Origin of the sequence: Paenibacillus sp. 32352, from assembly GCF_002042965.1 — a bacterium.
GTDB lineage: Bacteria > Bacillota > Bacilli > Paenibacillales > NBRC-103111 > Paenibacillus_S > Paenibacillus_S vulneris.
Window position 1 is genome coordinate 87,028 of record NZ_MZNT01000003.1, and the last position, 13,249, is coordinate 100,276.

The window sequence follows — 13,249 nt, forward strand, 5'->3', positions numbered from 1 at the left end:
ATGTTGACGCTTGTTTCCTGCGGGAGTACAATGAAAAATGGTTTGTCAAGATGTGAACAACTACATACTTTTGAGGGGGGAATGGATTTCAATGTTTCGTAATTCGTATTTTTCACGCAAGCTGCATTCCTTGCTAGGTGTTATCCCGGTCGGCTTCTTCCTGATCGAGCACCTGCTGACGAACTACTCCGCGACCCATGGTCCGGCGAAGTTCATGGAACATGTGAATTGGCTGCATGAATTACCTTTAGTACTGCTTTTGGAAATTGTAGGGATATGGCTTCCGCTGTTGTACCATGCGGTGTACGGCTTGTACGTCGCTTACACGGCGAAAAACAACGTATCCAACTACGGTTACTTCCGTAACCAAATGTTTTTCTTGCAAAGGGTAACCGGTGTTATTACGTTCTTGTTCGTAGCGTTCCACTTTTTCCAAACACGCTTCCAAATCACATTAGGCTTGCCGCAAGAAGAAATCGGAATTCAAATGCATAACATCGCATCGAACTCTGTGTTTTTCGTACTGTACTGTATCGGGATTGTGTCCGCGGTATTCCACTTCAGCAACGGAATGTGGTCTTTCCTCGTTAGCTGGGGTATTACAATCGGCCCGCGTGCACAACGGGTATCCTCCGTTATCTGGATGGTAGTATTCGTAATTATGTCGATCTTGTTTATCATGTCTCTGAGCGCGTTTGTTAATCCGGAATTCCAAAGCGTGCCGCAGATGACTAAAGGTTAAGGAGGAGTGAACAACAATGGCTAATCAAAAAGTTATCGTAGTCGGTGGAGGTTTGGCCGGGTTAATGGCTACCATTAAAGCCGCAGAAGCCGGGGTTCACGTAAGCCTGTTCTCTTTGGTTCCTGTGAAACGTTCCCACTCGGTATGTGCGCAAGGCGGTATTAACGGAGCGGTGAATACAAAAGGTGAAGGCGACTCCACTTGGGAGCACTTTGACGATACCGTGTACGGCGGCGACTTCCTCGCGAACCAACCGCCTGTAAAAGCGATGTGTGACGCTGCGCCGGGCATCATTCACTTGATGGACCGTATGGGCGTTATGTTTAACCGTACGCCGGAGGGCTTGCTTGACTTCCGCCGTTTCGGGGGAACCCAGTATCACCGTACAGCGTTTGCCGGAGCAACCACTGGCCAGCAGCTGCTGTATGCATTGGATGAGCAAGTGCGTCGTTGGGAGACGGCGGGTCTTGTTACGAAGTACGAGCATTTCGAATTTCTCGGCGCAGTGCTTGACGACGACGGCGTATGCCGCGGCGTAGCTGCTCAGGATCTTCGCAGCATGGAAGTGCTGACGTTCGGAGCCGATGCTGTTATTCTGGCAACCGGCGGCCCTGGCATCATCTTTGGTAAAACGACGAACTCCGTCATTAACACGGGGACGGCTGCAAGTGCGGTTTATCAGCAAGGCGTTCACTATGCTAACGGTGAGTTTATCCAAATCCACCCAACGGCGATTCCTGGAGATGACAAGCTTCGCTTGATGTCCGAGTCGGCCCGCGGTGAAGGCGGACGGATCTGGACCTATAAAGACGGTAAGCCTTGGTACTTCCTTGAAGAAAAATACCCTGCTTACGGTAACCTGGTTCCTCGTGATATCGCGACACGTGAAATTTTCGCAGTCTGCGTAGACATGAAGCTGGGTATCAACGGCGAGAACATGGTTTACCTGGATCTCTCGCATAAGGATCCGCATGAGCTGGACGTTAAGCTGGGCGGTATTATCGAGATCTATGAGAAGTTCATGGGTGACGATCCTCGTAAAATCCCTATGAAAATTTTCCCTGCCGTTCACTATTCGATGGGCGGAATGTGGGTTGACTTTAACCAAATGACCAACATCCCTGGCTTGTTCGCCTGTGGTGAGTGCGAGTATCAATACCATGGCGCTAACCGTCTCGGTGCGAACTCGCTGTTGTCCGCTATCTACGGCGGTATGGTTACAGGCCCTAAAGCTATTGAGTATATCAAAGGCTTGAACAAGCATGTAGACGATATCTCCTCTTCCATCTTTGATCGTGAGAAGAAGAAGCATACCGATAAGTATGAAAGCCTGCTGAAAATGGAAGGCAAAGAAAATGCTTATGTGCTTCACAAAGAGCTTGGCGAATGGATGACCAACAATATGACGGTTGTTCGCTACAATAAGAAGCTGGAAGAGACCATTGCCAAAATCAATGAATTGAAGGAGCGTTACCGCAATATCAGCATGACGGATACGGCTCGCTGGAACAACCAAGGACTAGCGTTCACACGTCAGCTGTGGAACATGCTGGAGTTGTCCCACGCGATGACTTTGGGTGCTTTGCTGCGTAACGAAAGCCGCGGTGCACACTACAAACCGGAATTCCCTGAACGTAATGACGAGGAATTCCTGAAAACAACGAAAGCTACATGGACTCCGGACGGCCCGACTATCAGCTGGGAGGATGTAGACACATCGTTGATCAAGCCGCGTAAACGCGACTACTCGACTGACAAGAAGGGAGGACATTAATCATGGCAGAAACGAATACGACCAACAAAAAGGTTAAATTGATCGTTACCCGTCAAGATTCGCCAGAAAGCAAGCCTTATACCGAGGAGTTTGAAGTTCCGTACCGCCCTAACATGAACGTTATCAGCGCTTTGATGGAAGTGCAGCGGAACCCTGTTAATGCGAACGGCGGCAAAACGACGCCGGTATGCTGGGAATCCAACTGCTTGGAGGAAGTATGTGGAGCATGCTCCATGGTCATTAATGGCAAGCCGCGCCAAGCTTGTTCCGCGCTTATCGATAAGCTGGAGCAGCCGGTACGTATCGCGCCAATGAGTACTTTCCCTGTCGTTCGTGACTTGGTTATTAATCGTGAGCGCATGTTCTCCGCATTGAAACGCGTGAAAGCCTGGATTCCTATTGACGGCACGTACGATTTGGGTCCGGGACCGCGGATGGCGGAATCCAAGCGTCAATGGGCATACGAGCTGTCCAAATGCATGACCTGTGGCGTATGTCTGGAATCTTGCCCTAACGTGAACGAGAAAACAACGTTTATCGGTCCTGCAGCGATCTCTCAAGTTCGTCTGTTCAACGCTCACCCAACAGGTGAAATGAACGCGGCTGAGCGTCTTCAAGCCTTGATGGAAGACGGCGGTATCGAAGGCTGCGGTAACTCGCAAAACTGCGTCCGCTCCTGCCCTAAAGGTATTCCATTGACGACTTCGATTGCTGCAATGAACCTGGATACGACGAAGCAATTGTTCAAAAACTGGCTTGGTATGTAGTCTTATCGAATCATTCATCCAAAGTCCTCTTCACAAGCTCTGTGCTTGCAAGAGGGCTTTTTTCTTGGGGAAAAGGAGGGAGTCAAAAAAAGAATTGACGAGCAGGCGATAATGAAATAAAATTTATTTAAACGTTTTAATTGAAACGTTTAAATAACAATTAAAGGAAGTAAGGTATGAGCAAACACCGTTCCGTTACGATTGTAGACATAGCCGAGGCAGTCGGTGTCTCCATAGCCACTGTATCCAATGTATTGAACCGACGGAAGGTTCCCATGTCGGAGGAGACGATTCGCAAGGTGGAGAAAGCCGCTGAGGAGCTTGGGTACCGTCGCAATGTAATGGCGGCGAGCTTAAGCCGCAAGAAGTCCTATGAGCTTGGATTAATCGTTCCCGGCTTCATTGGGTATTACGGGGTTTTCGCAGAGGAAATGGAACGTACGGCGCACCGCTTCGGTTATCATATGTCGGTCTTTTCCGCAGGGGGCTATGACCCCGATATGGAGAAGCGTCACTTGGATGTGCTTTTGCAGCGCAGGGTAGACGGCTTGTTCTGCCACGGCCTTGCCATGTCGACGGAAACGACGCGGCAGATCGTGAGCGACGGTACGCCGCTCGTATTGTTCAACGGCTGGAATTGGCCGGAGGACATTGCGGTCGGTGCGGTCAATCTCGACTTCGCCGATGGCTGCAGGAAAGCGGTCAAGCATTTGGTGGAGCAGGGCTGCCGTTCGTTATTTTATCTGGAAAGGGCAAGAGCCCATGAGACGAACAAGCAGAGGCTGCTGGGCTTCCATGACGGAGTTAAGCAGTGGGCACCGGATATCCCCTCCTTTGTCCTTGATGGCGATACCCGCCCTTTACAGGAGCTTGTTCGTATGACGAAGGAAATGAGCGGAGGCAGGGGGCCCGTCGGTATTCTGGCATTCGATGATTTGGTGGCGCTTCGTTTCATGTCCGCCGTGCTCGAGGAGGGAATGAAGGTTCCGGAGGATTACAAAATACACGGGATCAACAACGATGTCATTTCTTCCTCCTGCTACCCGCAGCTGACGACCCTGGATATTCCCTACAGCCAGCAGGCTCAGCTGGCGATTCGCCTCATGCTTGCGGAGCTCGGGGAAGAAGAGAAGCTTGCTCGGGCATCGCAGCTGCCTCCGCTGCCGGCTCGTGAAGGGAATGAAATCCGAATTCCATTAACTCCTATGCTTCGAAAATCAACACAATAGTCCGAACTAGCGATGTACAGCAGCTTTTCCAATGATGATGAATATGAGGAGAGATCACGATGAGCATGTGGAAGCAAGCCATTGAAGACGCAGTACAAAAAACAAAAGCGAATATCGAGAAGTATAACGGTCAATTCCCTCATGTCAGCAAGGACGGTCATTACTTGCTCAATGACAATACGGACTGGACCGACGGATTCTGGTCGGGCATTTTGTGGCTCTGCTATGAATATTCCGGAGACCCGGTATTTAAAGAAGCGGCAGAGAAAACCGTTGCCAGCTTCCGCAAACGGATGGATGCCAAAAGCCATATCGATCATCACGATATCGGCTTCCTGTACTCTCTATCCTCGAAAGCGCAGTGGATTATTGAACGCGATGAAGCAGCCAAGCAGCTTACTCTCGAGGCAGCCGACTGGCTGATGACCCGGTGGAGAGAGAAGGGGCAGTATATTCAAGCCTGGGGACCCAAAGATGATCCGGAGAACGGCGGACGCATCATTATCGATTGCATGATGAATTTGCCGCTGCTGTATTGGGCTTATGAGCAGACCGGGGACGAGAAATATAAAGACGTAGCTATCAAGCATGCGGATAAATCCCGCAGGTTTTTAGTGCGCGGCGATGACTCCTCTTATCATACGTTTTACTTTAACCCGGAAAATGGCGAAGCGATTCGCGGCGGAACTCATCAAGGCTACCAGGACGGCTCGACATGGACGCGTGGACAAGCATGGGGAATCTACGGCTTTGCTTTGTCCTATCACTACACCAAGAACCCTCTGTACCTTGAAACCTCCAAAAGAATGGCGCGTTACTTCCTGGAAAGACTTCCGGAAGACGACGTGGTGTATTGGGACTTCAACGTTCCGGTACAAGAGGGAACATACCGGGACAGCTCCGCATCCGCCATTACGGCTGCCGGCTTGATTGAGCTCTTGTCTCATTTGGATGCGAACGATGCCGACCGCAAGTTCCTGGAGGAAGGATTGGAACGCTCCTTGAAAGGGCTTATTAAGGGGTATGCTACGATCGGTCAACCGGATGCCGAAGGGTTCCTGGAGCATGGATCGTACCATGTTCGCGGCGACAATGCGCCGGATGATTATATGATCTGGGGCGACTATTATTATCTGGAAGCTCTGGTTCGCCTGGAGAATGGAATCAAGGGATACTGGTACGAAAGATAAAAATAAGACGCTGCCATATCACCAATGCCTTTCATGGCTCGAGGTAAGAAATAGCACCCTCACCTGTGTAAGAAGACTCTTCTCACAGGTTGGAGGGTGCTTTTGCATATCGGAGGAATGCACTATACGGTAACAAGCTTGGATTGTTCTTCTTCCTGATGCCGTAAAAATTCTTTGCCGTATTCTCCGTGCGGGTGAATATGGGCATTCTCCATTTGAATGGTCGAATGCTCGATCCCGTATTTTTCTTTTAAAGTTTCGTTAATCGCCAATATAATGCAGAAGGGCTGCACTTTATTATTGATGAAGACGTGAGCGGTCAAGGAATAATGATCGAACGAAATAGCCCAGAAATGCATTTCATGCACATCCTCGACGCCTTCGACCTTTGCAATGTCGCTGCGGATTTCATCAAGGTTGAACCGTTCGGGAACGGATTCCATCAGAATCAGATACGATTCCTTGATAATTTTCCAGCCGCCGATAAAGATGATGCCGCCGATGACCATGCTGATCAAAGGGTCAAACCACTGCAAGCCGGTAAAATAAATCAGCGTGGCGGAGATGATAACGCCGACCGAGCTGAGTAAATCGCCGATAAAGTGCCACAGCGCGCTTTGAACGTTCAAATTCTCTTCTTCCTTCATGCTGCGGCTTAATACCAGGGTCAGGACCACGTTGACCACAAGTCCGATGGAAGAGATAATGAGCATAAGCTTAAAATCGATTGGCTCCGGATGCAGGAAACGGCGAACCCCTTCGACGAAAATTCCGACAGCGATAATAGCGAGTGCCAGTCCGTTCAAGAAGGATGCTATAATTTCAAAGCGTAAATAGCCGAAGGTAAACCGGGCGTTAGGAGGGCGAGTGGCCATATAAATGGCTACCATACTGAGCCCCAGCGCCAGAACGTCGGAAATCATATGGGCCGAATCGGATAAGAGAGCAAGCGAGTTGGACAAGATCCCCCCGATAATTTCTACAATCGTAAAAAACAAAGTCAACAGAAGGGTAACCCACAGCGTCTTCTTCGATTTGGATTGCTCTTTCACATGATGTAGATGATGATAATCGTACTCTTTCATCTATGTTCACCTGCCTTGATGGAATATTTGCTATGTTCGGATTATACGTCAAGTCCGGAATTTTGGCAAATACTTTAATTGAGAGCGTTTATCGTTGATTTGAGACCTATTATCAATGATTTGAGAAGTTTTTTCATCGTTTTGATAGCTTTTCTCATTTATAGATAACATATGATAGTAAGCGTTTTCTTATTTGTTACATAACTGAAATATTTCTGTTATCGTTTTAACATGTTTCTTGTGTAATATAATAACCAAGACCCCCTTTTTAATATAAACACTTCAAGACCTGGCCCCGTTGGCCGGGTCTCTTTTTTTGTACACCATTCCTAATCCGGGCAAAAGATAATCATTTGTTCAGCATCTCCGTTAAATCCCCCATTTCATGATAAATATTCCATATATGTAACCTAATGATTATTCGGGATGTAGTAGCATTTAGTTGGAAAGTGACGTTGGCATGAATGATGCGCCTAGGAGGTGAACGGGTGTCCGCTGAAAAAGTCCATCGAGGCGGAAGGACATGCTTGCAGCAACAGCAGGTAAGACAGCATCGCTCTGAAATCATTAATACTTTATGGGGGTAGAGGATGAAAGCTAAGCGATTATTAAGCGTAGTGTTAAGTGCTGCGATGGCTTTGAACGTATTGCAGTTAAGCTCCTTAGCGTTGATGAATCCTTCGTTTGCCGCGGACGGAGATTTTATAGCGACGACAATCGTCAACGATGATTACGAAACGGGCTCGGGAAGGGCGGATCTGGAAGCAGCGGGGTATACGATCAGCCCCAATCCAGGAACGGCTTCCAACGATGTAGGCATTCTCGGGGCCGGTGACATCGCTAATGGAACGGTTAATAACGATAAGACCGGGAAGCTGATGCATGTGCTGGATTCGGGCTCGGGAACGACTCGCTTCCTTCGGACGTTTCCATCGAAGGCGACCGGATTGGTGACGGTGGAATTCGACTGGCGTGCGGATAAGTCCGGAACGGATGCGACGAACTATCGGGTGATGAGAGTGGAAAACCAGGCCGGTCAAGCCCTGGTCGAGCTCCGCCTGAGCGATTCCGGGGTTAACGTATCTCAATACGTAAGCGGTTCCAATAAAAAGGTTGTTCCCAATTTTGAAAAGGACAAATGGTATCATTTCAAAATCGAAATAGATACGAATGCGCAAAAAGCGGAATCCTTCGTACGAACAAGCCCGACAGGCGCCTATACTTCCGCAGGACAATGGGGCTTTACGGAAGCGGCATCCCCCGCGGAAGCAGCGCAGCTGCAAGCCTATACGGCCGGCTCCCAAACGGCCAGCATGTATTATGACAATTTGCAGGTGTACACCAAAGTGGCAAAGCCTTCTGCTCCGACAGGAGTCACTGCGGCTGCCGGTAACGGTCTGGTCCAATTGACATGGACGGCGGTCAACGGGATGACCTACACGGTCAAGCGGTCTAATATGACCGGCGGACCTTATACGGAGATTGCCGCCGGTTTAAGCGCTGCGTCTTTCGAGGACAAGGGGCTTACTAACGGCACAACTTACTATTATGTTGTTACCGCTGCAATGAATGGGCTCGAAAGCAGCCTTTCGAACGAAGCTTCAGCCACTCCGCAAGCTCCGCAAATCCCTTCTGCGCCAGCCGGTCTGACTGCGGCATCTGGGAACGGGGAAGTGAGCTTGACCTGGACTCCTGTCTCCGGGGCGGAAAGCTACATTATCAAATATGCTGAGATAAGCGGAGGCCCTTATACCGAGATAGCGGGAATCGAGACGAATGCCTATATTGTCAAAGGATTGACGAACAACAAGCCTTATTATTTTGTCGCAGCCGCCGTAAATGAAGCGGGACAAAGCGGCAATTCGACAGAAGCGACGGCCATTCCGGTGCAATCGCCTCCGCCGTCGGCTCCAGCTGGATTAAAAGCGACAGCGGGCCAAGGCCAAGTGGCCTTATCCTGGAATCCGGTCAGCGGCGCTCAGAGCTACAATGTGAAACGCAGTACGGATGGGCTGAACTACGAGACGGTCGCTTCGGCCATTCCATCGACCAGCTACGTGAACACGGGTCTGACGAACCATACGACCTACTATTTCACCGTGACGGCTGTAAACAGCAATGGGGAAAGCGTACCGTCTGCAGCGGTAACCGCAACGCCGGTTGAGGCGCCGCCTGTGGAACAGTATAATCTAACGGGCTTTGCAAACGGGAATCCAGGCGGAGGCAGCATTCCGGAGACGGATGCCAAATACATCAAAGTGTACAACGCTCTTGATTTCGCTAAAGCCATTAACCGTAAGAACGGATACAAAGTCGTCGAGATTATGAACGATCTGGACCTGGGCTGGAACGAGATTCCGGCGGAAGCCAAGACGGCGGCAGGCTCCCTATTCGTTGCTAATATCGCACCGAAGACGCATCCGGTTCTTCTGGAGACCGGTGTCAGCAAAATCTATATCGATACCGTCAATAACATGACGATCTTCTCGGCTAACGGGGCCAAAATCAAGCATGCCGGCTTCACGGTCAAGCACAGCTCCAATCTGATCTTCCGCAACCTGGAATTCGATGAGCTGTGGGAGTGGGATGAGCTTTCCAAGGGCGATTACGATAAGAACGATTGGGATTTCATGACGGTAGAGGACGACTCCAAGGTATGGATCGACCACTGCACCTTCAACAAATCCTATGACGGCGGCATCGACGTCAAGCAGGGCTCGTCTGGCGTAACGATTTCCTGGTCACTGTTTAGAGGCGATGACCGAAGCGAGAACAGCTGGGTTACCCGGCAAATCAACTATCTGGAGCAGAACCCGTCAAATTATGCGATGTACAAATTTTTACGGGATCAAGGGCTGAGCACCGATGATATTATCGCCGTATCGGCCGGCCAAAAGAAGCAGCATCTGGTAGGCGCGACGGAATTTGATTCCAAGAACCCCAACCTCCAGGTAACCTTGCACCATAACTATTACAAAGATATGCAGGATCGGATGCCTCGTCTTAGAGGCGGTAATGTACACGCTTACAATATCGTAATGGACAGTGCAGGCAACTGGGAGGCCAAAAAACGGATTTCCGATGCCCAGGCGGCCGCAATTTCATCCAAAGGATATCATTTCGGCATCACTAGTAATGGGGCTATTTCTACGGAAGGAGGAGCTGTACTCGTTGAGAATTCCCATATTATCGACGTGTTCTATCCGATCCGAAACAACCAGGTGGATGCCGCGAAGACGCAGTATACCGGCAAAATTTTAGCGAAAAATACGATCTATTCAATGGACGGCAAAGTATTCCAAGGTGACAGCAATACAATGGACAGTCCGTTAGCTCCGGTACCGGCCCCTCCGCTGGAGTTTGCATGGAGCGGGATGACGGAGCTTCCTTACAGCTATACCGCAGACGATCCGTCCACTCTGATCTCCCGTCTGACAGGGCCGGAGGGAGCGGGTGCGGGCCAGCTGCATTGGGCTAAGGAAAATTGGCTGTTTACCTCGGGTTATTCAACCGGTGGGGGAAGCGTGGAGGTCCCTGCCGCGGTAGAAGGCGTCAAAGCAGCTGCGACGAAAAACGGTCAAATTGCGCTCCAATGGAACGCCGCCAGCGGCGCGACCAGCTATCATATCAAGCGCAGCACGGTGAACGGAAGCGGTTATCAGACCGTTGCTACAACGACTGGGCTCAGTTATACGGATACGTCGGTAACGGTCGGAACGACCTATTACTACGTGATTACCGCTGTCAATGCAGCGGGAGAAGGGGCCGGCTCCGTTCAAGTGAGTGCAACGCCGGCCATTGTGGTGGATCCACCGGTAGTACCGGCGGCTCCAACGGGCTTCACCGCAAGTGCAGGCGATTCGAAGGTACAGCTGTCGTGGGGGGCGGTCTCGGGGGCAGACTCCTACCGTGTTAAGCGCAGCACGAGTGCAGCCGGTCCTTTCAGTGAGCTGGCTTCCAATATAGTTGCTGCCACTCACACGGATACCGCTGTGATGAACGGAACGACCTATTATTATGTGGTCACAGCTCTTAATGCAGCGGGCGAAAGCGCAAGCTCGGCTGTCGTAAGTGCTACTCCGGCACAAGTAACGACACCTAATCCGGTAGAAGGCGACATTATCGTGTCTCCAGACGGTTTGGATTCCAATGCGGGAACGATGGCAAGTCCGATGTCGTTAACGGCAGCTTTGACAAAAATCGGCGCAGGAAAAACGATCTACATGCGCGGCGGCACTTACAGCTACTCCTCACCTGTGACTATCGAGCGCAATAACAGCGGTACTGCGGATGCCCGGAAAAAGCTGGCTGCCTACGGCTCGGAGAAGCCGGTCATGGACTTCTCGGCAGAAGCGTTTGACTCTACGATGAGAGGCCTGCAAATCTTCGGCAGCTACTGGTTTGTGTATGGGCTGGAGGTGAAAGGCGCGGGTGACAACGGAATCTTTATCGGGGGCAATTATAACCGTATCGAGAACGTAGAGACGCATCATAACAAAGATACCGGCTTACAAATCAGCCGTTACAGCTCCACTGCCTCCCGGGAAGAGTGGCCGAGCTACAACGAAATCATCAATGTGTATTCCCACGATAATTTTGATCCGGATAATGGGGAGGATGCGGACGGCTTTGCCGCCAAGCTTACGATCGGTCCGGGCAACATGTTCGACGGCTGCATCGCCGCCTATAATACCGATGACGGCTGGGATCTGTATACGAAGACGGATACGGGAGCTACCTATCCGGTTATTATCCGCAACAGCATTTCCCATCATAATGGTCAAACGTCGGAAGGGAACACGACCACGAACAGCGACGGCAACGGCTTCAAGCTCGGAGGCGAGAAGATTAAAGTAGATCACATCGTACAAAATAGCATCGCCTTCCAGAACAAAAAGCACGGATTTACGTATAACAGCAATCCCGGGTCTATCCAAATGACCAACAACACTTCATGGGCCAATGGGGAATCCAACTTTGCCTTTGATTCGGGAACGCATATTTTTACGAATAACCTGTCGTACCAGGGGACGGCGAGTGATAAAACGTCCGGAACGGATATGGACAGCTCGAACGTATGGTGGAAGAACAAGAAAAGCACTAATGCCAAAGGGCTAGCTGCAAGCAACGACGATTTCGTCAGCCTGACCCCGGCAATTGCACGTAATGCGGACGGTTCCCCTAACGTAGGGAGCTTCCTGAAGCTGGCGGCGAACAGTGATATGAGAGGGGCCGGTACGCCTAAGGGAACGGACATCGGTGCCAACGGCAATACTTCTGCGCCGTCTCAAGTACCTGCTGCTCCAACCGGCTTGACGGCTGCAGCAGGAAACAAGCAAATCGTCTTAAGCTGGAATGCGGTGAACGGTGCGGTCAGCTACTCAGTCAAGCGAAGCCAGTCGAGCAGCGGCAGCTACTCCACTATTGCCGATTCGCTGGCCGGAACCTCCTATACGGATTCGAATGTAGAGAACGGGACCACATACTACTATATCATTACGGCTAGCAACGAGGCCGGTGAGAGCGGTCCTTCGAACCAAGCGGCTGCTGCCCCAAGCTCATTATCTCTGCCGATAGCGAAGCTGAGCGGTTCCGGGCAAGTCGATTACGGCAAGCCGCTTGCGGTTCAATTCGAGCTGGCTAATATGGGTGCATCGAATGCTATATTTGCCCAGGATATTACATTGCAATACGATGCGGCTGTTCTTGAGTTCGTGTCAGCAGAATCCCTCGTTGACGGACTGTATGTCATGGAGAAGAAGAACACGCCTGGAGAGCTTCGCCTGATTGCGGTTAGCATGGGGCAAGCCGGTGCGGTTGCCGCAGACTGCCCTGTCATTCAATTGAATTGGAAGGCCAAGACTTTAAGTCAGCCTGCATCTACGGTGATATCGACCAAGTCCGTCCAATTGGCAGATAAGAACGGAGGCGTTGTACAGCCAAGCGGAGCATCGATCAGCATCCAGGTGGGCGGGGTAGACGCAGCCGCTCTGCAGAAGGCTATTGAGCACGCGGAAGCGGTATATGCCTCCGCATTGGAAGGCATGCATGCAGGGCATTACCCGGCGGGGGACAAGGCGGAGCTGAAAGCCGCTATCGACAAAGCCAGGACCACGCTGAGTAACCCGGAAGCAGCACAGCAGCAGCTTGATAGCGCAGCCAGCGAGCTGTACGCTGCGGTTGCGGCGTTTGAAGCGAAGAAATACGCCCCGGTTGATGGCGATCTCAATGACGACTTGCTCGTCACTATCGCAGATTTAGGCATGATTGCATCGTACTACGGATTCACGAACTCCACTCCAAATTGGGAGCAAGTCAAGCCTATGGACTTCAATCATGATGGAATCATTAATATTACGGATCTCGTTCATATTGCGAATTTGATCGAATAGGAGCTGGGACGGAAAGGGGAAGGGCGCGAATCTAGTCCGAACCAATAGGATGGGTCATGCGCCTTCCCCT

At 50.8% G+C, this 13,249-nt stretch carries 7 protein-coding genes; 6 read left to right on the top strand and 1 reads right to left on the bottom strand.

Annotation, left to right across the window (positions count from 1 at the left end; all coding sequences use genetic code 11):
- Positions 1–91: 91 nt before the first annotated feature.
- From B1728_RS08150 to B1728_RS08170, 5 genes are all read left to right on the top strand, one after another.
- On the top strand, positions 92–742 hold the full coding sequence (locus tag B1728_RS08150; protein ID WP_079909713.1) for a succinate dehydrogenase cytochrome b558 subunit: 651 nt from the start codon (positions 92–94) through the stop codon (positions 740–742).
- A 16-nt stretch (positions 743–758) separates the two neighbouring features.
- Positions 759–2,516 (top strand): succinate dehydrogenase flavoprotein subunit, encoded by a 1,758-nt coding sequence (gene sdhA / locus B1728_RS08155; RefSeq protein WP_079909714.1) that lies wholly within the window; start codon positions 759–761, stop codon positions 2,514–2,516.
- Between the two features lie 2 nt (positions 2,517–2,518).
- Positions 2,519–3,283 (top strand): succinate dehydrogenase iron-sulfur subunit, encoded by a 765-nt coding sequence (gene sdhB / locus B1728_RS08160; protein ID WP_079909715.1) that lies wholly within the window; start codon positions 2,519–2,521, stop codon positions 3,281–3,283.
- A 176-nt stretch (positions 3,284–3,459) separates the two neighbouring features.
- The gene (locus tag B1728_RS08165; protein ID WP_079909716.1) at positions 3,460–4,512 is read left to right on the top strand and encodes a LacI family DNA-binding transcriptional regulator; all 1,053 of its coding nucleotides are present in this window, start codon (positions 3,460–3,462) and stop codon (positions 4,510–4,512) included.
- Positions 4,513–4,571: 59 nt separating this feature from the next.
- A complete protein-coding gene (locus B1728_RS08170) occupies positions 4,572–5,702 on the top strand; it encodes a glycoside hydrolase family 88 protein (protein WP_079909717.1) in 1,131 nt (376 codons plus the stop codon).
- A gap of 122 nt (positions 5,703–5,824) precedes the next feature.
- On the opposite strand, the gene B1728_RS08175 is transcribed toward B1728_RS08170, so the two are convergent.
- Positions 5,825–6,787, bottom strand: a complete 963-nt coding sequence (locus B1728_RS08175) for a cation diffusion facilitator family transporter (RefSeq protein ID WP_079909718.1) — start codon at positions 6,785–6,787, stop codon at positions 5,825–5,827.
- A gap of 590 nt (positions 6,788–7,377) precedes the next feature.
- Between B1728_RS08175 and B1728_RS36740 the strand changes: the two genes are divergently transcribed.
- A complete protein-coding gene (locus tag B1728_RS36740) occupies positions 7,378–13,179 on the top strand; it encodes a fibronectin type III domain-containing protein (RefSeq protein ID WP_256865284.1) in 5,802 nt (1,933 codons plus the stop codon).
- The last annotated feature ends 70 nt before the right edge of the window (positions 13,180–13,249 follow it).